Origin of the sequence: Williamsia sterculiae, from assembly GCF_900156495.1 — a bacterium.
Classification (GTDB): Bacteria; Actinomycetota; Actinomycetes; order Mycobacteriales; family Mycobacteriaceae; genus Williamsia_B; species Williamsia_B sterculiae.
Window position 1 is genome coordinate 77037 of record NZ_FTNT01000009.1, and the last position, 26636, is coordinate 103672.

At 68.0% G+C, this 26636-nt stretch carries 1 protein-coding gene (only partly in view); it reads left to right on the plus strand.

Annotation, left to right across the window (positions count from 1 at the left end; all coding sequences use genetic code 11):
* Window positions 1–26636 carry the 5' portion of a non-ribosomal peptide synthetase gene (locus tag BW971_RS14780; protein WP_076481187.1) on the plus strand. Its footprint extends 7114 nt past the window's final position, so the window shows 26636 of its 33750 coding nt (coding positions 1–26636); its start codon is at window positions 1–3; the stop codon falls past the right edge of the window.

Here is a 26636-nt window from a genome sequence, read left to right on the forward strand (position 1 = left end):
GTGTCGGACGAGGCGTTCGAACTGTCGGCGGCGCAGCGCGGGATCTGGTTCGCCCAGCAGGGGCTGGGCGAGATCCCGATCAACATCGCTCAATACGTCGAGGTCGACGGGCACATCGACCACGAGTTGTTGGCGCGCGCCAGCACCCAGGCCGGCCGGGAGCTGGGATCTGCGTATCTGCGCATCGTCGAGACCGAGGGATTGCCGGAGCAGTACGTCGACGGAAGCATCGACGACACCGTCGACCTGATCGACTTCACCGGTGAGACCGATCCCGAGGCCACCGCCCAGGCGTGGATGCGCGCCGATTACAGCCGCCCCATCGACGTGGTCCGCGACCGCCTCACCGTCAGCTCGCTGCTCCGCATCGGTGTCGACCACTACTACTGGTACATCCGTACACATCACATCGCGTTGGACGGATTCGGCGCGATGGCGTCGCTCACCCGCGTCGCCGAGATCTACACGGCTCTGGTGCGGGGGGAGGCTCCCGGACCACACCGGGCTGCCGGACTCGCCGACGTCGTCGCCGAAGAACGCAAGTACCGCGATTCGGCTCGGTTCGCCAAGGATCGTGACTATTGGGCGGAACGTACCCGCGAGCTGCCGGCCCCGCTGTCGCTGTCGCAGCAGCATGCCGCGCCGGGACGATTTTCTCGGCTGTCCTCGGTCACTCTGCCCGACGACACGGCCGCGCTGCTCGACGAGGCGTCGGCGGAGGCATCCGGGGGTAGTACGGCCCCCGCGGTCATCGCCGCATTCGTCGCCTACCTGAGTCGGATGACCGACAGCGACGACGTGGTGCTCAGCCTCCCCGTCTCCGCGCGGAACACCGCCAAACTGCGGCGGGCCGGAGGCATGGTCTCCAACATCGTGCCGCTGCGGCTGACCGTCACCGACGACACCACGATCGACGATCTGATCACCCGCGTGCAGACCGAGCTCACCGGCGCGCTGCGCCGACAGCTCTACCGACATGAGGACATGAGGCGCGACATCGGCCAGGGGTCGGCGCAACGCGGGTTGTTCGGACCGTCGGTCAATCTGATGATGTTCCATCCGGTCATCGCCCTCGGTGACGAGGTCGGACAGTTGCACGTGCTCACCACCGGCCCGGTCGAGGATCTGGCGGTCAACATCTACCCCGGTGTGCACGGTGCGAACCTGCGCATCGATTTCGAGGCCAATCCGCAGCTGTACGGCGACGCCGAGCTGTCGCGTCAGCATCGACGGTTCGTCGATTTTCTCGGGCAGATGCTGCGGGCGTCCCCGGGCACGAGGGTGGGGTCGCTCAACCTGGGATCGCCCGCCGAGATCGCCGCGACCCTGCGGCAGTGGAACGACACCGCGCACGAACTCGTCCTCGATGGTGTCGAGGCGTTGCCCGACACCACTCTGGGGAGTCTGTTCGATGCGCAGGTACGGCGTGCCCCGGACGTCACCGCTCTGGTCTTCGACGGTGAGACGGTCACCTACGACGAGTTCTCCGACCGCGTCAATCGGCTGGCCCGGGAGCTGATCGACCGCGGCGTGGGACCGGAGGTGCACGTCGCCCTCGCGATGCGCCGGTCCTTCGACCTACTCGTCGGGATGTACGCGGTGGTGCAGGCCGGCGGGGCTTATGTGCCCATCGACCTCGACCATCCGGCCGATCGCATCGCCCACGTGCTGGCCAGCAGCCGTCCCGCGTTGGTGCTGACCACGGTTCGCGACGGATTCGACACACCGCCCGACGACGACGGTCGGGTGGCCGAGACGCTGCACGTCGACACCGTCGACCTGTCCGGCCGATCCGGCGAGCCCGTCGCCGACGACGAACGCCGCCATCCGGTCCGGGGGACCACCACCGCGTACGTCATCTACACGTCCGGATCCACCGGGCGTCCCAAGGGGGTCGCCGTCCCGCACGCGGCGATCGTGAACCGCCTCGTGTGGATGCAGGGCGAATACCCCCTCACCGCCGACGACGTGGTTCTGCAGAAGACGCCGGTCACCTTCGACGTGTCGGTGTGGGAGTTCTTCTGGCCGCTCCAGGTGGGTGCGGAACTGGTGATCGCGGTACCCGACGGTCACCGAGACCCGCGGTATCTGACCGACGTCATCGCCGAACGTGGCGTCACCACACTGCATTTCGTTCCGTCGATGCTGTCGGTGTTCCTCGAGGACACCGACCGTGCGTCGCTGACCTCGCTACGTCAGGTCTTCGCCAGCGGAGAGGCGCTGCCGCCCGGCACCGCGGCGCGACTCACGGCCCTGACACCCGCGCGGCTGCACAATCTCTACGGTCCCACCGAGGCAGCTGTCGATGTCACCTACCACGAGTACACGTCCGCCGACGTGTCGGGCGTGCCCATCGGTCGGCCGGTGTGGAACACCCGGGTGTGGGTGCTCGATCGTGCTCTGCGGCCGACCGTGGTCGGTGCGGTGGGAGAGCTCTACCTCAGTGGCCGCCAGCTCGCGCGCGGGTATGTCGGCGATCCCCGTCAGACCGCGGGCCGTTTCGTCGCGTGCTCGTTCGGGGATCCCGGCGAGCGGATGTACCGCACCGGCGATCTCGTCCGCTGGACCGCCGACGGTGAGCTGGAATACGTGGGGCGCAGCGATTTCCAGGTGAAGGTACGTGGGTTGCGTATCGAGCTCGGTGAGATCGAATCGGCGGTCCTCGCAGACGGGTCGGTGCGCGAGACGGTGGTGGCCGTGCACCAGAGTCTGCACGGACAGCGGTTGGTGGCCTATGTGGTCCCCACCGCCGATGCGCAGGTCGATCAGGCGCGGGTACTCGACGCGGTCCGCGACCGGGTGCCGGACTACATGATCCCCGACGCGGTGGTGGTGCTGGACGCGATGCCGCTCGGGGCCAGCGGCAAGGTTGATCGTCGCGCCCTTCCCGAACCCGACTTCTCCGCCCAGGTGGTCGCCTTCCGCGCCCCCAGCAGCGGCACCGAACTCGCACTCACCGAGTTGGTCGGCCAGCTGCTCGGTCGGGATGACATCGGTCTGGACGATTCGTTCTTCGGTCTCGGTGGCGACAGCATCATGTCCATTCAGCTGGTGTCGCGGGCGCGGGCGCGAGGTCTGCACTTCACCTCGCGAGAGGTGTTCGAACACAAGACCATCGGCGAGTTGGCGACCGTTGTCCGTGACGAGGGTTCGGCGATCGTGACCACCGAACTGCCCGGCGGCGGGGTCGGTGAGGTCGACCTGACGCCGATTGTCACGTGGATGCTCGAGAAGCCGGAGGGAGTGGCCGCGTTCTCGCAGTCCGTCGTCGTGCCGTTGCCGACCCCGTACGACGAGGACGCGCTGCGCCGCGCCCTCGCCGGGGTGGTTGCGCGACACGACATCCTGCGCTCGCGCCTGTCCACCGACGCCGACGGAACGGTCACCCATGTGGTGTCACCGGTCGACGACGCCCCCGCGGTGATCGTGGAGGATCTGCTGGTGACCGCGGAGCCGGGTACCGGGTCGTTCGACGAGGCCATGGCCGCGGCCGCGCAGGACGCCACCGATCGGCTCCACCCGGCGAGCGGCGTGGTCGTGAGAGCCGTTGTGGTGCAAGGCCCCTGGGCCGAGCAGTCGGGAACGCGTCTGCTCTTGGTGTTGCACCATCTCGTCGTCGACGGGGTCTCGTGGCGGATTCTGCTACCGGATCTCGCGCTGGGTTGGGCGCAGGCCACGGCAGGTGAGGAGATCACCGTACCCGACGTGGGGACGTCGATGCGTCGGTGGGCACGCGGGCTCACCGACCTCGCCGCCCACGAGGACATCGTCGCCGAGCTCGAGCACTGGACCTCGGTGTTGGCGACCCCGGCACCTGCCTCGTTGCGCATCGATCCCGACCGCGATCGCGTGTCCGGTGTCCGCCACCGGGAGCTCATTCTGGGCGCGGAGCTGACCGAGACCCTGCTGACCCGGGTGCCACAGGCCTTCCACGGTGGTGTCAACGACGGTTTGCTGGCCGCCCTGACTCTGGCGCTGGCCCACTGGCTGCCCGGTCGCGGTGACACCGCAGAACGCATCGCGGTCGCGCTCGAGGCTCATGGCCGTGAGGAGGAGCTGCTTCCCGGGGCCGATCTGTCGCGCACCGTAGGGTGGTTCACCACTCTGTACCCCGTCGCGCTGAGCGCCGAGGGTGTCGACATCGACGCTGCCATCTCGGGCGGTCCGGCGGTGGGCGACCTGCTCAAGTCCGTGAAGGAGCAGCTCGCGGCGGTACCAGGTCGCGGTGTCGGATTCGGCCTGCTGCGTCACCTGAACCCGCAGACCGCAGCCGAGCTCTCGGTGGCTGAGATACCCGTGATCGGGTTCAACTACCTCGGCAGGCTCGCCGGTACCGGCGCCTCGGGTCCGTGGATCCCTGACGGCGACAACGCGATTCGCGGCGTGCGAGGCGGGGACTCGCCGGTGCGCTGGGCGCTGGACATCAACGCCAAGGTCACCGAGTCCCCGGTCGGACCGCAGTTGTCGGCGACCATCGACTTCCCCCCCTCTGCGGTCGACGACGACGCGGTGGACACCCTGATCGGGCTGTGGCGGCGATCGTTGGAGGCGCTCGCCGCGCACGCCGCGTCGGCGGATGCCGGAGGATTCACCTCGTCGGATCTCGACCTCGTGGATCTCGCCCAGCCCCAGATCGATGCCATCGAGCGCCGCTTCGACGTGGTGTCCGACATCTGGCCGTTGACCCCGCTGCAGCGAGGTTTCCTGTTCCATGCCGACCTGTCGGCCGGTGACGTGGACGTGTACGCGGCGCAGATCGTTCTCGACGTGTCCGGGGTGGACGCCGCACGGATGCATCGCAGCGCGCAGACACTGGTCGACCGACACCCGAACCTGCGCAGTGCCTTCGTCGCGGACGACGAGGGCACGGCGGTCGCGGTGGTCGTCGGCTCGATTGCCGTGCCGTGGACCGAGGCCGACGTCCGTGACCTCGAACCCGAGGCCGTCTCGAGGCGTATCGCCGAGCTGACCCATGTCGAGCGGATCACGCCGTTCGCCATGGACGCTCCACCACTGATCCGCTTCGCGTTGATCCGGACGGGAGACGATGCCTACCGCTTCGTCATCACCAACCACCACATCCTCCTGGACGGCTGGTCGATGCCGATCCTGGTCGGTGAGTTGCTGGCGGTCTACCAAGCCGGCGGGAGCGATGCGGGACTGACGTCGCCGCCGCCGTACCGCAGCTACCTCACCTGGTTGTCGGACAACGCCCCGGAGGCCTCGTTGCCGGTCTGGCGGGCTGCGCTCGCCGGATTCGACGAGCCCACCCTGCTGTTCCCCGGGATCGACGCCAGCGGAGCCGGGCAGGTCCCGGCCCAGCTCGACCTCGAGGTGGCCGCGGGCACGCACTCCCGGCTCACCGAGCTGGTCCGCGGCGGTGGTATCACCCTCAACTCGGTGCTGCAGACGGCGTGGGCGGTTGTCCTGCAACGACTCACCGACCGCGACGACGTCGTCTTCGGGACCGCGGTGTCGGGACGTCCGCCGCAGGTGCAGGGCATCGAGTCGATGCTCGGACTGTTCATCAACACCGTCCCGGTGCGGGTGAACGCCGCCCCCGACGTCAGTATCGGCGAGGTCCTCTCGCAGGTGGCCAAGGAGCAGGCAGGCCTGCTCGACCACCACACCACAGGGCTGGCCGAGATCACGGCGGCCAGTGACGTCGACACCCTCTTCGACACGATGATGGTCTACGAGTCCTACCCGTTGGACCGTTCGGCGCTGACCTCTGCGGCCGCGGTGGACGGGTTGTCGGTCGACGCGGCCGATGTCCTCGACGCCACCCACTACCCGTTGACCCTGATCGCGTTCACCGATCCCGAGCTGCGGCTGGTCGCGAAATACCTGCCCGGCATCGTCGACGCGGACCGGGCCTCGGCCATCGTCGCCATGGTCGGTCGCGTCATCGACGCCATCGCGACCGACCCGTCCGCACCCATCGGCAGCATCGACATCCTCGCCGGTTCCGAACGGGCCGAACTGCTCTCGCAGTTCGGGACGGGTGCCACCGTCAGCGCCACCCTGCCGCAACTGTTGGCCGACGCCGCCGCGATGGGCGGCGATCGTGAGGCCGTGGTCTCTCCATTCGGACGACTCACTTACCGCGAACTCGACGAGCGGTCGAACGCGTTGGCGCGCGTGCTGATCGCGCGGGGGATCGGTCCGGAACAGTACGTCGCACTGGGACTGGGACGGTCGTTGGAGTATGTGATCGCGCTGTGGGCGGTTGCCAAGACCGGGGCGGGATATCTGCCCATCGACATGCGTTACCCGACCGACCGAATTCAACACATGTTGTCGGACTCGGGAGCGGTGTTCGGTATCTCCACCGCGCAATGGCGTACGACGCGACCGGCCACGGTGGATTGGCTGGAGATGGATTCGGACGAGGCGCGCGCCACGATCGACACCGAGCGTGTCGACCCGCTCGACGATGCCGAACGGCGGGGCGTGATCCGTACCGCGGACGCCGCCTACATGATCTACACCTCCGGCACCACCGGCGTCCCGAAGGGCGTCGTGGTGACCCACGGCGGTCTGGCCGGCCTGATGCGCGAACAGGCCGAGAGGTTCGGTCTGACCCCCGAATCGCGCACCCTGCAGTTCGCCTCCCCCAGTTTCGACGCGTCGGTGCTCGAGCTGCTCCTCGCAGTGGCGCGTGGCTCCACCATGGTCGTGGCGCCCATCGATGTCCTGGGCGGTCAAGAGCTACACGACTTCCTCGACCAGTACGCCGTGACCCACGCCTTCATCACCCCGACCGCTCTGTCCTCGATCGATCACCGCGGTCTGGAGACCCTGACCACGGTCATCGTCGGAGGCGAGGCCTGTACGGCGGAACTCGTCGAGCGCTGGGGGATGAACCGCGAGTTCTTCAACGGCTACGGACCAACCGAGGCGACCATCCTTGCCGACCTCGCCGGACCGATTCGTCCCGGTGACCCGATCACGATCGGGTCTCCTGTACGCGGCCTGCAGTCGCTCATCCTCGACCATCGTCTGCAACCGGTCCCAGTCGGCGTCGAGGGTGAGCTGTACCTGAGCGGGCCGGCTGTGGCGCGTGGCTATCACGACCGTTCGGCACTGACCTCCGAGCGATTCGTCGCCGATCCGTTCGGTAACGGCGGCGAACGGATGTACCGCACCGGTGACGTGGTCCGGTGGGAGCGTGATCGTGACACCCATCGACTCGAGATCGCGTACCTGGGCCGCAGCGATTTCCAGGTGAAGGTGCGTGGTTTCCGTATCGAGCTCGGCGAGATCGACGCAGCGCTGATGGCGGATGCGAACATCGATTTCGCGACCACGAACGGTGCCGAGCTGCCCTCGGGCGCAACGACGTTGGTGTCCTACGTGCGCACGACAGGGAAGCGCGACGCGCGCGCGATCCGTGATTTCGTCGGCCGGACCCTGCCTCAGCACATGGTGCCGGGGATCGTGGTGTTCCTCGACGAGGTGCCGCTGAACAGTTCCGGCAAGCTCGATCGGCGCGCGTTGCCGGAGCCCGATCTCAGCCAACTGGGCGGGGAGAACGTGGCGCCGCGCACCGCGACCGAGCGTGCGGTGGCCGACGTGCTCGCCGATGTGCTGGGGCTCCCGTCGATCGGGGTGACCGACTCGTTCTTCGACCTGGGCGGCAACTCACTGGTCGCGACCAAGGCCGCGGCCCGGCTGAGTGCTGTGGCCGGCGTGCGAGTTCCGGTGCGCGACATCTTCGACAAGCCCACGGCGGAACTGCTCGCCGCAGGTATGGCCGGTGCCCCGCGTCAGGATGCGCGGCCGGAGCTGGTCGCGGGGCCCGGCGGTGTCGAGGCTCCGTTGTCTCTTGCCCAGCAGTCCATGTGGTTGCTGAACCGCCTGGACGTCAGCTCATCGGTCTACAACATCGTGCTCCCGTTGCGACTGTCCGGGAACCTCGATCTCCCCGCCCTCCGCGCCGCGATCGACGACGTCGTCGACCGTCAGCACTCGCTGCGCACCGTGTATCCCGACACCGTCGACGGCCCGATCCAGCGAGTCGTACCCACCGACGAGTTGCATGTCGATCTGGAACCCGTCGACGTGTCCGGCGTGGACGCGATGTTCGACGCCGCGGCCGGATTCGCGGCCGGTGGATTCGATCTCACGACCGATCTGCCGGTGCGGACGCTGCTCCTGCGATCCGGGACGGACCATCTGCTGATCGTCGTGGCCCACCACATCGCTGCAGACGGCGCGTCGATGGCCCCGCTGGCGCGTGACCTGGTCACCGCGTATCTCGCGCGCAACGCGCAACAGGCTCCCCGGTGGGACGCATTGCCGGTGCAGTACACCGATTTCGCGGTGTGGCAGCGGTCCGTACTGGGCGCGCCGGATGAGCCGGGGACGCCGGCCGCGCAGCAGCTCGAGTACTGGCGGCAGCGTCTGGACGGTGTCGGAGTGCTTGCGCTACCGCTGGACAGACAGCGCACACCGCGCCGCGGCGCGCGCGGTGAGTCGGTGCCAGTGACGTTGGCGGCGGCCGACCTCGTCCGAGTGGCCGAACTTGCTCAGCAGCAACGAGTGTCGACCTTCATGGTGATCCATGCCGGACTGGCCGCCATGCTCGCTCGGCTCACCGGCGAGACCGACATCTGCATCGGTACCCCCGTGGCCGGGCGCACGGATCCGAAACTCGACGATCTGGTCGGGATGTTCGTCAACACTCTCGCCCTGCGTACCAGGGTCGACCTCGACGAGTCGTTCGCGGACTTGGTGCGGCGCATCGGGGACGAGGATCTCGAGGCGTTCGGGCAGCAGGACCTCCCGTTCGAATCCGTGGTCAACTCGCTCGTGCCGGATCGGTCGTCCTCGGTGTCGCCGCTGTTCCAGGTGATGCTGTCCTTCGAGAACAACGAGACCGCCGACGTGACCCTCCCCGGTCTGGACGTGGGTGTGGTCCGATCCGATACCGATGTGGCCAAGTTCGATCTGAGTCTCACACTGGGCGAAGCCGTCGATGACGCCGGCGACACCGTTCTGGTCGGTGAATTCGGCTTCGCGACGGACATCTTCGATCGGGAGACGATCGAGCTGATCTCCGACTTGTTCGTCGGTCTGCTGCTCGACGGGTTGAACCGATCGGATGCGGCGGTCGGGGACCTGGTACTGGCAGGACCGGAGTCGTCGCAGCAGACGGCCGTCGTCGATCCGGTGGACCTGCCCGGGTTGATCTCGGCCGCGGCGGCGATCGACCCCGGTGCCGCCGCCGTGTCCGCCGGCGGGATGACGGTCAGCTATCGGGAGTTCGCCGATCGATATGAGCTGTTGGCGCCGTCGCTGGCCGAGCGCGGGATGGCCGAGGATGCGATCCTGTCCATCGTGGTCGCCGGTCTGGTACCGCAACTCGCCGCGAGTTCCGATTTCTCGGCCACCCTCGATCGGATCGCCACCGATGCGCGGCGTGTGGTCGGCGACGCCGACCCCGCCGATTTCGTGGCACCGACGCCGGCGACGACCACACCGCTGAGCTTGATCGCCGACCGGGTGGCCGAGGATCCCTCGGCTCCGGCGGTGCGCTCCACCCAGGGTGTGCTCACCCGACGCGATCTGAACCGCAGAGCAAATCGACTGGCGCGCCGGTTGATTGATGCCGGAGTCGGACCCGACCAGGTGGTCGGTGTCCTGCTACCTCGTTCTACGGACTGGGTGGTCGCGTTGGTGGCGGTGTGGAAGGCCGGCGCGGCTTATCTGCCGCTCGATCCGACCAGCCCTGGCGAGCGAACCCGTGCGGTGCTCGACGATGTGGGCGCAGCGGTGGTGATCGGTGACCCGACGTCGTTCACCGGCGCCGACGGCGCCACTCGCGGGATCGTGGAGATCGACGTCGAGGACCACCTGTCGCTGGATGAGAGCGACGATCTCGACCCGCCCGACCGCTGGCTCGATGCCGGCAGCGGTGACCGATTGGCGTGGGTGATCACCACGTCCGGGTCGACCGGGCGGCCGAAGCCGACGATGGTCGCCTCGGCGGGGGTGGCCAACACCTTGGCCTGGTTCCGCGATCTACTGCGAATCGAGCCGGGTGAAGGGGTCCTCATCGGATCCTCGCCGCGATTCGATCTGACCCAGAAGAGCGTCTGGACCGCACTGGGCTCCGACGGTGTGCTGCTGGTGCCGGACGAGGGGTTCGACGTTCCGGACATCCTGCGGCTGGCCGGTGCAGGCAACGCCGCCCACTTGAACATCTCGTGCAGTGCCTTCGAGGTGTTGACGGAATTGGACCGCGATCGGGTGCTCGACTCGTTGCGGATAGTCAGCCTCGGCGGTGAGGTGATACGACCGCAGGCGTACCAGCGCCTTGTCGGACGCGACGTGCTGCTGGTCAATTCCTACGGCCCGACCGAGGCGTCGGATGTGACCTCCTGCCTGGAGGTACCCATGCGCGACGTCGCATGGACCGAACGGAATGGACTGGCCGACATCGGCGAATTGTCGCTGGGGTCGCCCATCCCGGGTGTGGATTACCACGTGCTGGACAACCGTCTGCGCCCGACGCCACGCGGTGCGGTCGGCGAGCTGTACATCGGCGGCATCGCGGTGGGTCGCGGCTACGCCGGACAACCGGGACTGACCGCAGCGCGCTTCGTGGCCGATCCGCACGGCGAGCCCGGCTCGCGGCTCTACCGCACCGGCGACGTGGTGCGGTTGACCCGCAAGGGCGAGACCGTCTTCGTCGGGCGCAGCGACTTCCAGGTCAAGATCCGCGGCTTGCGTATCGAGTTGGGCGAGGTGGAGGCGGCCCTGGGTCGGGCACCCGGTACCGGACTGACCGCCGCCAAGGTCTTCGGATCCGGTGAATCGGCGCGCGTCGTCGGCTTCGTCACCGGCGACGCCGACCCGGACGATGTCATGGCGGCGGTGGCCGAGTCGTTGCCGCGGTACATGGTCCCCGAACAGGTCGTCCGACTCGACTCGATGCCGTTGACCGTGAGCGGGAAGATCAATCGGAACGCGCTCCCCGAACCCGCGGTCCGCGAGGTCGCGCAGTACGTGGCACCGCGGACCCCGCTGGAAGAGGTCGTCGCCACCACATTCGCCGGCGTGCTGGGAGTCGACCGCGTCTCGATGACGGAGTCGTTCTTCATGGCCGGCGGAAACTCGTTGGCGGCGACCCGCCTGGCGGCACGGATGTCGGAGGCCGTCGGGGCGGCGATCGGGTTGGCCGACGTGTTCGCGAACCCGACACCGCATGAGATGTCGCGCTTCGTGGACTCGGCCGCCTCGGACATACCCGCGGGAGGGTCGGCACGGCTCCGGTTCGCCAAGCCGATGGGCGAGCGTCCCGTGCACACACCGCTGTCATTGGCACAGCAGCGACTCTGGTTCGTCAACCGGTTCGACGCCGAATCCGGGGCTTACAACATCCCGATGACCTTCGCGTTCCGTGGGGACCTCGACGTGGACGCCCTCGGCGCGGCCCTGGTGGATCTGGTCGACCGGCAGCAGGCGCTGCGGACCATCTACCCGGACGGACCCGACGGTCCCGAGCAGGTGCTCGTTCCCATCATGGATTCACTGCCGCCGTTGCGCGTCGACGTCGTCGACCGTGATGACCTGTGGGACCGGGTTCAGCAGTTCGCACGCACGGGATTCGACGTCACGCGAACGGTCCCGTTCCGCGCTGCGCTCTGGCAGGTCGACACCTCTTCGGCCGATGAACCCGACGAGCACCTGTTGATGGTTGTGGTGCATCACATCTCGGCCGATGGGCTCTCGGTCGCCCCGCTCACGGAGGACCTGCTGACCGCGTACCGTGCGCGCAAGAGCGGGCAATCACCGAACTGGGCCCCGCTGACGGTGCAATACGTCGATTTCGCCGTCTGGCAACAGCAGATGTTCGGTGAGGGTCGGCTCGACGGGCAACTGGAGTTCTGGCGGACCGAGCTCGCCGGGCTGCCCGAGGTCATCGGCATACCCACCGATCGTCCGCGCAGCATCGAACGCTCCGGTACCGGACGCAATCACTTCTTCGCCGTGCCGCCGACTGTGCACCGCGAGATCGTGGACGTGGCGCAGCGCCACGGAATCACCGGTTTCATGGTGCTGCACGCCGCCCTGGCGGTCGCTCTGGCGCGGTCGGGTGCCGAACACGATGTGGCCATCGGTACGCCGATCGGCGGTCGCGACGACGAGGCGCTCGATGCGCTGGTGGGTATGTTCGTCAACACCTTGGTCCTGCGGACCGAGGTCGCGCCACAGACCACCGTCGCCGAACTGCTTCGTGCGGTGCGCGATGGCGACCTCCGGGCGTTCGCCAACGGGGACATCCCGTTCGAACAGGTGGTGGAGGCTGTGGATCACCAGCGCTCGGCCACGCATACCCCGCTGGTGCAGGTGGTGCTGGGTATCAACCAGACCTCCGCCCCGACGTTCGAGGTCGACGGGTTGACGGTGACCCCCGGCGCCGTGGACAACGAGTACAGCAAATTCGACCTGTCCTTCGAGTTCAGCGAGCAGCGGGACGACGACGGATTCCCCGCCGGTATGACCGGTTACATCGGATACGCGTCGGACATCTTCGACGCCGACACCGCGCGCCGTCTTGCCGATCGTGTGGTGGCGGTTCTCGCCGGCATGGTTCGTGACGACACCCCGGTCGGTGACATCCCGCTGCTCACCGAATCCGACGCCGCGGTTGCCCACGGAGTCCGTGGACCGAGGCCACCGGAGCCTGCGACGCTCGTCGAACTGCTCGAGCGTGCCGTCGCAGCGAATCCGGATGGCGTCGCCATCGTCCACGGTGATCGCGCCATGAGCTACCGTGAACTCGACACCCGCTCGAATCAGTTGGCTCGCGAACTGATCTCGCGCGGACTCGGCACCGAAGACCTGGTGGCCGTCAGCATCACGCGCAGTATCGAGTCGGTGTTGTCGGTGTGGGCGGTGGCACGCAGTGGTGCCGCTTTCGTGCCGGTCGATCCGACCTACCCGCCCGAACGTGTCGCGCACATGCTTGCCGATTCGGGTGCGCGAGTGGGGATCACCACCAACTCCGAACTGGCGGGACTGCCGCAGACCGTCGGATGGATCGACGTGGACGACCCCGCCGTGCAACGGCACTCGGCCGAGCCGGTGAGGTCCGCGGAGCGCATGCGTCCGGTCACCGCCGACAACTGCGCATACGTCATCTACACCTCGGGGACCACCGGCAAGCCCAAGGGCGTCGAGGTCACCCACTCCGGTCTGTCCGCGTTCAGTGCTGAACAGCGGGAGCGGTACTCGACCACCGCGACATCGCGAACACTTCATTTCGCATCGCCGAGCTTCGACGCCTCGATCCTGGAGCTGCTGCTCGCTGTCGGGGCGGGGGCGACCATGGTGGTGGTTCCGGTCGGTGTGTACGGCGGTGCCGAACTGTACGAACAGCTCTCCGAACACCGGGTGACGCATGCGTTCATCACCCCGTCGGCGCTGGCGTCGGTGGATCCGGCCGGTCTGCCCGAGTTCGCCGATGTCATCGCCGGGGGAGAGGCGGTGCCCTCGGATCTGGTGGACCGCTGGGCGCCCGGGCGTCGCTTCTACAACGGTTACGGTCCCACCGAGACCACCATCATGACCAACATCAGCCAACCGATGCGTCCGGGCGCTGCGGTGACCATCGGTGGTCCGATCACCGGTGTGCAGGCACTGGTCCTCGACGAGCGGCTGCGGCCGACCCCGATCGGCGTGCCCGGCGAGCTGTACATCAGCGGACCCGGCGTCTCCAGGGGATATCACGATCAGCCCGGCCTGACGTCGCAACGTTTCGTCGCGAATCCGTTGTCGGTCGACGGTGATCGGATGTACCGCACCGGCGACGTCGTGCGCTGGGTCGAGGTGGCCACCGGCGATGACAGTCCGTCGACGCGACTCGAGATCGCCTACCTGGGTCGATCCGATCAGCAGGTCAAGGTTCGCGGCTTCCGCATCGAACTCGGTGAGATCGACGCGGTGCTCACCGGACATCCGGCCGTGGACTTCGCGGTGACCGTGGGTGTAGAGGGTCCCGCGGGTGACACCGTGTTGGCCGCCTATGTGACCGTCCGTCCCGGCAGCAGCGTCGACGCTCGCGACGTCGCCGACTATGCGGGTGGTTTCCTGCCGAAGTTCATGGTGCCGACGTCCATCATCGTCCTCGACGAGATCCCGCTGACTCCGGTGGGTAAGTTGGACACCCGCGCACTACCCGCGCCGGAATTCCTCGGCGTCGCGGCCGAACACCGGGAACCGTCCACACCCATGGAGGCCGCGATCGCCGGTGCCTTCGCCGAGGTGTTGGGTGTCGAGTCGGTCGGTGCCGACGACTCGTTCTTCGATCTGGGTGGTAATTCGCTGGCCGCGACCCGGGCGATCGCGCGTATCAACGAGGTGCTGGGGATCCGACTCGGGGTGCGGATGCTCTTCGAGGCGTCCACGGTGAGCGGACTGGCGGCGTCGATCGCCGCCTCCCCGGATCTCGACGGTCAACCCGTCCGGCCCCTGACCCGGCAGCCGCGTCCGGACCGCATCCCGTTGTCGCTCGCGCAACAGCGGATGTGGTTCGTCAACCGACTGAATCCCGAGGCTGCCGACTACAACATCCCGCTCGGGCTGCGTTTGCGTGGCGCGGTCGACGTCGACGCGATCGGTGTCGCACTGTCCGATCTCGTTGCGCGACAGGAAATTTTACGGACGATCTACCCGGATTCGCTGCGCGGGCCGTATCAGCAGATTCTCGACGTCGAGCAGGCAACCCCCGAGCTCGAGGTGCGACAGGCCGGTTCCGACCAGGAGATGCAGGCGCTGTGCCTGGAGGCGGCGACCGCGGGCTTCGACGTCACGTCGGCGCCGCCGATGCGCGTCCTGCTGATCGAGCTGGCACCCGAGGACCACGTGCTGCTGTTGGTCATCCACCACATCGCAGCGGACGGTTCGTCGTTGATGCCGCTCGCCTCGGACCTGATCGCGGCGTATACGGCCCGACTCGCAGGCGGGGAGCCGACGCTGCGGCCGTTGCACGTGCAGTACGCGGACTATGCGGTCTGGCAGCGCGCGGTGATGGGTTCGGAGTCGGATCCGGAGTCGCTGGCGTCGCGGCAGATCGCATTCTGGCGGCAACACCTGGCAGGCCTGCCCGAGCTGCTGGCGCTCCCCACCGACCGCCCCCGGACCGACCGACGGTCGATCGCCGGTGGCGAGGTGCCCTTCGTGATCCCGGCGGACATCCAGGAACGCCTGCACGCGATCGCCAGGGACAACGAGACGACCATGTTCATGGTGCTACATGCCGCCTACTCGGTGCTGTTGTCTCGGCTCAGCGGCGCGACCGACGTGGCCGTCGGTACTCCCACCGCCGGTCGCAACGCATCGGCCACCGAAGGTCTCGTCGGCATGTTCGTCAACACGCTGGTGTTGCGGAGCACGGTCGATCTCGCCGAGACGTTCCGATCGGTGTTGGCCAAGACCAAGACCTCCGACCTTGCCGCATTCGGCAACTCCGACCTGCCGTTCGAGCAGGTGGTCGAGGTGGTCGCCCCGAACCGGTCGCGTAAGTACGCGCCGTTGGTACAGGCGATGTTGACCATGCAGAACATCGACATCCCCACCGTCACCCTGCCGGGTCTGGAGGTCGGGCAGCTCGAGTCGCCGATACGGTACGTGAAATCTGATCTCGGACTGACGATTTCGGAGAGCTTCGGTACCGACGGTCGCGGTCGCGGGATCGACGCGATCTTCGACTACGCGCTGGACATCTTCGACGAGTCGTCCGTGCGGGCCATGATGGAACGGTTGCTGGCCGTGTTGGAGGCGATCGCCGACGATCCCGACGTCGTCGTCGGTGACATCGACATCCTCACCGGTGATGAACGTGCGGAGATCGTCACCCCGGACTCGCGAGGATTCGGTTCGGCGCTGGCCGATCTGCGTGGCCGCTCCCTGTCGGAGCTGCTCGAGACCGCTGCACGTATCAATCCCGGTGGGATCGCGCTGTCACACAACGGCACCGATGTGACCTATCAGGCACTGCACGACAAGGCCACCGAGCTGTCGGTCGCGCTGAACGCGGTGGGCGTCGGCCCGGAAGCGGCGGTGACGGTGGCCCTGTCGACCATGTTGCCCGGGCTGCTCGACGGCGATGCCGCGGACGGTTTCGGCGAACGCTTCGCCGGCATGCTCGCGTCCGTCATCGCCGAGTCGGGGGAGTCCCCCGATCGGGGCGCGCTGACCTTGCCGCAACTGTTCGACGAGCAGGTGCGCCGGACCCCCGAAGCCACCGCGCTGGTTTTCGGCGACGAGACGATGAGTTACGAGGAGTTCTCGTCGCGCGTGGCGCGCCTCGCCCGACACCTGATCAACGCGGGTGTCGGCCCCGAAGTCCATGTGGCCCTGGCCATGCGGCGGTCGTTCGAGCTGCTGATCGGTATGTATGCGATCGTCGAGGCGGGTGGCACCTACGTTCCCCTGGACCTCGACAATCCCTCCGACCGCATCGCCTACGTACTCGACAGCGCGCGCCCGGTGCTGGTGTTGACCACCGCGCGTGACGGTTTCCGCGTTCCCGACGCCACAGTCGTCGACGTGTCCCTGCTGGCCGTCGACACCGTGGATCTGTCGGCACTGCCGGACACCCCGCCCACCGATGTCGATCGCATCCGTCCGCTGCGCAGCGACGACACCGCATATGTCATCTACACCTCGGGTTCCACCGGACGTCCCAAGGGTGTGGCGATCACCCACCGGGCGATCGTGAACCGGTTGCTCTGGATGCAGTCCGAATACGCGTTGACCGCTGACGACGCGGTGATGCAGAAGACACCCGCCACGTTCGACGTGTCGGTGTGGGAGTTCTTCTGGGCCCTGCAGGTCGGGGCCCGGATCGTCATCGCGATCCCCGACGGTCACCGCGACCCCGTCTATCTGCTCGACCTGATCGATCGCGCGGGCGTGACGACCCTGCATTTCGTTCCCTCGATGCTGTCGGCCTTCGTCGCCGCCCCCGATCGCGCGATCCCGAGGACGCTGCGACTGGTCTTCGCCAGCGGTGAAGCTCTGCCGCCGGCCACCGCCGCGCGGCTCGCGGCACTGAGCGACGCCGAATTGCACAACCTGTACGGACCCACCGAGGCCGCGGTCGACGTGACGTACCACCGCTACACCGCAGACGACGTCGACGCCGTGCCGATCGGTACACCGGTCGCCAACACCGGGGTGCAGGTACTCGATGCCCGTCTGCGGCCGGTGCCACCGAATGTGGCAGGCGAGCTCTACCTGACCGGGGTCCAACTCGCCAGGGGATACGTCGGTCGTCCCGACCTGACCGCGGACCGCTTCGTCGCCGATCCTTCGGGCCGTGGAGATCGCATGTACCGGACCGGTGATCTGGTCCGCAGACGAGCCGACGGCGAACTCGTCTATCTGGGCCGCACCGACTTTCAGGTCAAACTGCGGGGGCTGCGCATCGAGCTCCCGGAGATCGAGTCCGCGCTCACCGACGCAGACAGCGTGGCCGAGTCCGTGGCGCTGGTGGTCGAAGCGGCCGGTGATCAGCACCTCGTGGCCTACGTTGTCGGCGCCGACGACGCCACCCCCGACACCACCGAGCTGGTGCGCACACTACGGGAGCGACTGCCTGCGTACATGGTTCCCGACGTGATCACCGTGCTCGACGCACTCCCGGTCACGGCGAACGGCAAACTCGACCGCACGGCCCTGCCCGCGCCGGAGTTCGCCGATGTGCAGACCGAGTACGTGGAGCCACGAACAGCCGCGGAGCGTGCCGTGGCCGAGATCTTCGCCGACATCGCACGGCGCGAGCGGGTGGGCGTGACCGACTCGTTCTTCGACATCGGGGGAACGTCGCTGGGGGCCACCCGGGTCGCGGCGCGGTTGCAGGCGGCGCTCGGCGCTCCGATCAGCGTGCGCGACGTCTTCGACCGTCCGACCGTCGCCGAGCTGGCCGAGCTGACCGTCGGTCGGGAAGGCGGTCCCACCGGACCGGTGCTGTCGGCGCGAAAGCGTCCGGAACGGATCCCGCTGTCGCCCGCGCAGACCCGGATGTGGTTCATCAACCAGTTCGACACCGCTTCTCCGGCATACAATCTGCCGCTGCCGTTGCGCTTGTCCGGTGAGCTCGACACCGCCGCCCTGCGCGCTGCCGTGCGCGACGTCGTCGCGCGGCACGAGTCGCTCCGCACCACCTTCCCCGACAGCACCGACGGCCCGTATCAGCTGATCCACGACACCGCCGAGGTGATGGACCGGGCCGTCCGCGAGGTGGAGGTCAGAGCCGACTCCGTGCTCGACTTCCTGGCCGCCGATGCGTCGACCGGGTTCGACGTGACCGTGGATTTCCCGCTGCGCGTACAGCTGCTGGAGGTCAGTCCGTCGGAACACGTGTTGATGGTGGTGGCCCACCACATCTCCGCGGACGGGGCGTCGCTGGCACCGCTGTTCCGTGATCTCGTGGTCGCATACGCGGCCCGCGTGGACGGTCACGAGCCCGGGTGGGACGACCTGCCGGTCCAATACGCGGACTACTCCATCTGGCAGCGCGAGACGCTCGGTGCTGAGCAGGACCGGGATTCGTTGGCCGCCCGACAGATTCAGCACTGGCGGGCCGTTCTCGCGGGCCAACCCGAGTCGTTGGACCTACCCACTGACCGCCCCCGGCCCGCGGTGCAGTCCCTGCGTGGCGCCCGCGTCGACTTCGTCGTGCCGGTGGACGTCCGCGAGAAGCTGCAGGAGCTCGCCCGCACCAACGACGTCAGCATGTTCATGGTGGTGCACGCCGCCTTGGCGGTGCTGTTGGAGCGTCTGAGCGGAGCCACCGACATCTCGATCGGCACGCCGATCGCCGGTCGTGGTGAGCAAGCGCTCGACGAGCTCGTCGGCATGTTCGTCAACACCGTGGTGTTGCGCACCGACGTGAACCCTGTGGCCCGGTTCAGCGACCTGCTCGCGCAGATACGCGCGGTGGACATCGACGCGATGGCCAACGGGGACATCCCGTTCGAGCGACTCGTCGAGGTGCTCGACGTGCACCGGTCCACCGCTCATCAGCCGTTGTTCCAGGTCGCGTTGTCGTTCGACAACAACGAGATCCCGGAGCTCAGCCTGCCCGGGCTGTCGGTGAGCCCGATAACCCCCGATTTCGAGGTCGCCAAGTTCGACCTACAGCTGTCGATCGGGGACAACGACCCCGACGGCGAGCCCATGTCGGCGTCGTTCACCTACGCCACCGACTTGTTCGACACCACTTCGGTGCACAACTTCGCCGACCGGCTGAATCGCATCCTGCGCGCGGTGGTCACCGACCCCGACATCCCGGTGATCGACATCTCGGTCCTCGCCGACGCGGAGACGGCGTCGCTACGCACGGTGAGCGGCCCGGATGGCGTCGACCCGCAGACGCTGCCGGAGTTGCTGGCTCGCGGGGTCGCCGAGAATCCGCGTGGTGATGCCCTGGTGTTCCGAGGCGACCACCGGCATCCCGGCCGCACCCTGACGTACACCCAGCTCGATCGGTTGACCAACCGGCTTGCGCGCGAGCTCATCCGTGCTGGTGCAGGGCCGGAGACGGTGGTTGCACTGGGTCTGCGTCGATCTCCGGCGTCGGTGGTAGGGATATGGGCCATCGCCAAGACCGGAGCGGCCTACCTGCCGATCAACCCGGAGTACCCCACCGAACGCATCGTCGACATGCTCACCGATTCCGGTGCGCGACTGGGCCTGACCACCGCCGCGGACGACGCCGATCTTCCGGCGGTGGTCGACTGGATGGACCTGGCCGAACTGGAGCGACGGACTCGCACCGAGTCGGAGGCGCCGATCGAGGCGGCCGAGCTCCGCGGTCCGGTTCATCTCGACCAGCAGGCGTACCTGATCTACACGTCGGGTTCCACCGGTAAGCCCAAGGCGGTGGTGGTGACCCACCGGGGCCTGGCCAACCTGGCGCGAGACGTGCGGGAACACTACGGGGTCGACACCACGTCGCGGTTCATGCACGTCGCGTCACCGAGTTTCGACACCTCGGTGGGTGAGTTGCTCGCCGCCTTCACCGCGGGTGCGGCGCTGGTCGTGTCGCCGCAGGACGTGTTCGGTGGCACCGAGCTCGCCGAACTGATCGTCGCCGAGCGCGTGACCAACCTGGTGATGACGCCGACCGCGTTGATGACCGTGGATCCCCAGGGGCTCGCCACAGTGAGGTCGGTGGTGGTCGGTGGTGACGTCTGCCCGCCGGAACTCGCCGAGCGGTGGTCCGGGGCATTGCGCAATGCCTACGGACCCACGGAGACCACGGTCATCGTCACCATCACGCCTCCGCTCGATGCCGGCGACACGGTGACCGTCGGTGCGCCGTTGAGCGGGGTGACCACCCGCGTCCTGGACGCGCGGATGCGTCTGGTGCCGCGTGGGGTGGTCGGTGAGCTCTACATCTCGGGTCCAGGCCTGGCTCGCGGCTACCATGACCGGCCCGGTGTCACCGCCGAACGTTTCGTCCCCGACCCGTACGGGTCGGCCGGATCCCGGATGTATCGCACCGGAGACCTGGTGCGGTACAGCACCGACCCCAGCGTCGCGCCCCACTCGATCGACTACGTCGGCCGCAGCGACTTCCAGGTCAAGGTACGCGGTTTCCGGGTGGAGCTCGGTGAGATCGACAAGGTGCTCGACGCGCATCCGGACCTCGATTTCGCGGTGACCCTCGGAGTTCCCGGGCCCGGTGGCGACACCGTGCTGGCGTCCTACGTGCTGCCGAAACCGGGTCGTGACGTCGACGGTGAGAACCTGAAGCGGACCGTCGGGGAACATCTGCCGCAACACATGGTGCCCGCGGTGACGATGATCCTCGACGAGATCCCGCTGACGCCGATCGGCAAGCTGGATCGTCGCGCGCTGCCCGAACCCGTCTTCATCGTGGGCGACAAGACGTTCCGCGCGCCGCGGAACCCGTTGGAGGTCACACTCGCCGAGGCCTTCGCCGACGTCCTGGGTGAAGACGAGGTGAGCATCGACGACAGCTTCTTCGACCTCGGTGGCAATTCGTTGAGCGCCACGCGGGTGGTGGCCCGCGCCGGTGGCGCGCTGGACACCAAGATCGCCGTTCGCGAACTGTTCGCCGCCCCCACCGTCGCCGAGCTCGCCGCGCGTCTGTCCGAGTCGACAGGTTGGCGGGCCGACCGGCCGCCGCTGGTGGCTCGACCTCGCCCGGTGCGGATACCATTGTCGCTGGCCCAGACCCGGATGTGGTTCCTCAACCGCTTCGATCCGGAGTCGGTGGCCTACAACATCCCGGCCGCGGTCACGCTCACCGGTGACCTCGACATCGAGGCGTTGCAGCGAGCCATCGTCGACGTCACCGAACGCCACGAATCACTGCGCACCGTGTATCCGGACTCGCCGTCCGGACCCCACCAGGTGATCCTGGACGCCGAGCGGGCCGCTGCGCGACTGCAGCTGCTCGAGGTCGGATCCGGCGGAGTCGTCGAGGAGTTGCGGCGTTTCGTCGCCGTCGGTTTCGACGTCACCACCGAGGTCCCGGTACGGGTCGCGTTGATCGCCGCGGAGCCGGGCGTGCACGTCCTGGCCATGGTGGTGCACCACGTGGCCACCGACGGTCAGTCGATGACCCCGTTCGTGGGTGACCTCGCGATGGCGTACGCCGCGCGAGCCCAGGGGGTCGACCCCGTGTGGACACCCCTGCCCGTGCAGTACGCCGACTACGCGATCTGGCAGCGCGAACTGCTCGGTGACGAGTCGGACCCGACCAGTCTGCTCTCACGCCAGATCGCCTTCTGGCAGCAGGAACTGGCAGGCATTCCCGATCAACTCGAGTTGCCGACGGACCGGCCGCGCCCACCGGTGCAGTCGCTGCGCGGCAAGCAGGTGACCTTCGAGGTTCCCGCCGCGCTGCACAAGCGCGTGGCGGAGTTGGCCCGCTCCCGCGGGGCGAGTCCGTTCATGGCCTTTCATGCGGCCTATGCACTGTTGCTCGCACGACTCAGCGGTGCCCGTGACATCACCGTCGGCACCCCGATGAGTGGCCGTGGTGAGGTCGAACTCGAGGGTGTCATCGGTATGTTCGTCAACACGTTGGCGCTGCGCACCGACGTGGAGCGGGGGCGGGCGTTCACCTCGCTGCTGGACGAGGTCAAGACGCGTGACGCCGAGGCGTTCTCGCACGCCGACGTGCCGTTCGAGCGGCTCGTGGAGGTACTCAACCCGGTCCGCTCCACGGCTCGGCATCCGATCTTCCAGGTGGGACTGTCGTTTCAGAACATCGACCGTGCGGCCCTGGAACTCCAGGGTCTGCGGATCGAGCCGGTGGAGATGCCCGAGGGAGTGGCGCAGTTCGACCTGCACCTGATCCTGTCCGACAACCACGATGCCGATGGCGTGCCCAGCGGTGTCGACGCGGCGTTCACCTACGCCGATGATCTGTTCGACCCGCAGACGGTGGAGACCTTCGCCGATCGGTTCGTCGGACTTCTCGAACAGATCGTCGCCGAACCGCTCCGCGCGGTGGGTGATCTGCCGATGCTCACCGGCCGGCCGCGTCGGGACGTGCTCCGCGGTCGTAACAACACGGTCGTGCCGCTGGCCCCGAGCACACTGGCGGATCTGCTTGGTGCAGCAGTCGAGCGCGACGCCGACGCGACTGCGCTGCAGACGACGGGTGCAGATGCGTTCCGCCTCGACTACGCCGGACTCGCTGCGCGGGTCAACGCGCTCGCGCGCATCCTCATCCAACGTGGAGTCGGTCCGGAAACCGTTGTCGGGCTCGCCATGTCACGGTCGATCGACCTCGTGGTGGGTATGTATGCCACCGCCGTCGCCGGCGGCGCCTACCTGCCCATCGACCCCGACCATCCCGCGGACCGTATCGCCTACATCGTCGAGGACGCGCGCCCGTCGTTGATAGTGGTCAGCGGCGCGACTCCCTCGGCGATCGGCGGAGAGGCCGACGTACTGGACCTCGATTCCGTTGATCTCGACGGGGCCTCCGCCGACCCGGTGACCGACGCCGACCGCATCGCCCCGCTCCGGCCGGAGAACAGTGCGTACCTGATCTACACCTCCGGATCCACGGGTCGCCCGAAGGGCGTCACCGTCTCTCACGGCGCCATCGCCAATCAGCTGGCCTGGATCCAGGTCGAGTACCGGCTGGGCGCGGATGACGCGGTGCTGCTGCGTACGCAGGCCACCTTCGACCTGTCGGTCTGGGAGTTCTGGTGGGCCGTGACCGCGGGGGCGCGTCTGGTCGTGGCCCCGCCGCAGGCGCATCGGGACCCGGCGCAACTCGCGGAGGTCATCGCCGAGACCGCCGTCACCACCGCGACATTCGTGCCGTCGCTACTCGGGGCGTTCCTGGCCGAGGTCGGTGCCGACAGACTCCGTTCGCTGCGACAGGTGCTCTGCATCGGTGAGGCGTTGACCCCCGAGGTGGTCGCTCGGTTCCGGCGGACGAGCCCCGCGCGGTTGGACAACCTGTACGGCCCGACCGAGGCCGCGGTGAGCGTGACCAGTCAGCCGGTGCCCGCCGAGGTGACCACCACGGTGCCGATCGGCAGACCGGAGTGGAACACGGCGGTCTACGTGCTGGACGAGCGGCTACAACCGGTGCCCGACGGTGTCACCGGTGAGTTGTATCTCGGTGGGGTGCAGTTGGCCCGCGGGTACAACGGGCGCCCGGACCTGACGTCCGAACGGTTCGTGGCCGACCCGTTCGGTCGAACCGGATCGCGCCTGTACCGGACGGGTGATCTGGCTCGCTGGTCCACCCTGGACTGTGATACCGCTCCGACCCTGGTGTACATGGGCCGTAGCGACTTCCAGGTCAAGATCCGCGGCTTCCGTATCGAACTCGAGGAGATCGAGCGGGTGCTGACCGGCGTACCGCAGGTGGACGCGGCGGCGGTCACCGTGCACCACGACGACCGGATGGGTGAGCAACTGGTTGCCTATCTGGTGCCCGTCGAGGGTGTGGACCTTGCCGACGCGCGGTCGGTTCTCGCCGCCGCGGCGGCGGACCTACCCGCCTACATGGTCCCCACCCAGACCATGGTGCTGGAGCGTCTGCCGTTGAACATCAACGGCAAACTCGACCGCAAGGCTCTGCCGGAGCCGGTCCTCGACGCCGGAGGCGACGGATATCAGCCGCCCCGCGGCCCGGTGGAGGAGCTCGTGGCCGCCGTCTTCGCCGACATGGTCGGGGCCCCACGGGTGGGGGCGACCGACAGCTTCTTCGCGCTGGGCGGCAACTCGTTGTCGGCGACCCGGGTGGTCGCGCGGATCAACGCCGCCGTCGGATCCGACCTGGCCGTGCGCGACCTGTTCACCGAGCCCACGGTGGCCGGTCTCGCCCAACTGGCCGAACGCGCGGATCGGGCCTCGCGGCCGCCTCTGATGGCCCGACCGCGTCCCGCCCAGGTGCCCCTCTCCCCGGCGCAGACCCGGATGTGGTTCATCAACCAGTTCGACACCTCCTCGGCGGCCTACAACATCCCGGCGGTGATCTCGCTGTCCGGCGATCTCGACGTGGACGCGCTGCGGTCTGCGGTCGGCGACGTCGTCGGCAGGCACGAGATCCTGCGCACCAGGTATCCGGCGGACCGCGGCCAGGGGCCGCGGCAGGTGGTGGCAGACCTGGCCGACGCATCGGTCTCGGGTCTGGATCTGCGGTTGCGTGATGTCGGTGACGACGCGGGGCTGCGCTCTGCTCTCATCGACATCGTCGGCACCGGATTCGACGTCACCACCGAGATCCCGGTTCGGATGGTGCTGTTGCGCCGCTCGGTGACCGAACACGTCCTGGTCGTGGTGGTGCACCACATCAGCGCCGATGGGGCGTCGGTGGCGCCGCTGGCCCGCGACGTGATGGTGGCCTACACGGCGCGCAACGCCGGTGAGGAACCGAACTGGACCCCATTGCCGGTGCAGTACGCGGACTTCGCGCTGTGGCAGCGCGCCGTGCTCGGTGACGAGGCCGATCCGGAGTCGTTGGCCGCGCGGCAACTCGCCTACTGGGGCCGGCAACTCGACGGCCTTCCCGAGGTGCTGGACCTTCCGCTGGATCGTCCGAGACCACCGGTGCAGTCGACCGCTGGTGCCGCATACGGATTCGGTATCGACGGTGAGGTCCGCGAGGCGCTGCAGCAGGTGGCGAACGCTCACGGCGCGACCATGTTCATGGTCGCCCACGCCGCTCTGGCCGTGCTGCTGGCGCGGTCGACCACCACCTCGGACATCGCCGTAGGCACCGCGATCGCGGGTCGTGGAGAGGCAGATCTCGACGACCTGGTCGGCATGTTCGTCAACACCCTGGTGTTGCGCACCGATGTCGACCTCGCGGAGCCGTTCGGCGATCTGCTGGATCGCACCCGTGGTGTCGACGTCGCGGCGTTCACACACACCGAGGTGCCGTTCGAGCGGCTGGTCGAACAGCTCGCGCCCCAACGGGAGACCGCCTACTCGCCCCTCTTCCAGGTTGCGCTGGCGTTCCAGAACAACGAACGAGCCGAGTTGGAGTTGCCCGGTCTGAAGGTGTCGGGACTCGAGTCGCCCATGCCGACCACCAAATTCGACCTGCAGTTGACGCTGTCGGACCGCATCGACGGCAGCGGTGGTTTCGACGCGATGTTCACCTACGCCACAGCACTGTTCGACGAGTCCACGATCGTCGCGCTGGCCGAGCGATTCACCGCCGTCGTGCGCGCGGTGGCCGCCGACGCCGGGATCCGCGTGGGTGACATCGACCTGCTCGGCGCGGTCGAGCGCGATGAGCTCACGCCGGTCACGGGCCCGGCTGACGTGCCTGCGCGCACCTCGGTGGACATCTTCGCCGACGCGGTTGCCGCCGCGCCCGACGGCGTGGCCGTCAGTTACGAGGGCGTGACCCTGACCTATCGAGAACTCGACGAGCGGGCCGAGGTCTACAGTCGGCTGCTGCGCGAGCGTGGGGTGCGCCCCGGTACACCGGTCGCGCTGGCCATCGGCCGGTCGATCACCTCGATGATCGCGTTCTGGGCGATCGTCAAGTCCGGTGGCGCCGTGCTGCCGATCGATCCGAATTATCCGGGTGATCGCATCGAGCACATGATCGGCGACGCCGAGGTCACCATCGGTCTGACCACCGACGAGGTCATCGACGGACTTCCCCAGGTGACGAAATGGGTTCCTGTCGACGCGCACTCGGGCGTCGACACCGACATCCGGGCGACGACGGTACGCCAGGTCGCGGCGCCGTCGGTGTCGGTCGACGACCTGGCATACGTGATCTTCACGTCGGGTTCCACCGGCCGCCCCAAGGGCGTCGGGGTGACCCACCGCGGGCTCGCCGACATCGTCGCGGAGATGGGATTCCGCTTCGGTCTGCAATCGGATTCGCGCGTTCTGCATTTCGCGTCGCCGAGTTTCGACGCGTCGGTGTTCGAGATCCTGATGGCGGTGTCGCGCGCGGCCACCCAGGTGATCGCACCCACATCGATCTTTGGCGGCGACGACCTGGCCCGACTGCTGGCCGACGAGCGGGTGACCCATGCCTTTGTCACCCCGGCCGCCCTGGCCACCGTGCCCGACGCCGGTCTCGACGACCTCCGCATGATCGCCGTCGCCGGTGACGTGTGCCCGCCCGAGCTGGTCCGCCGATGGGCGCC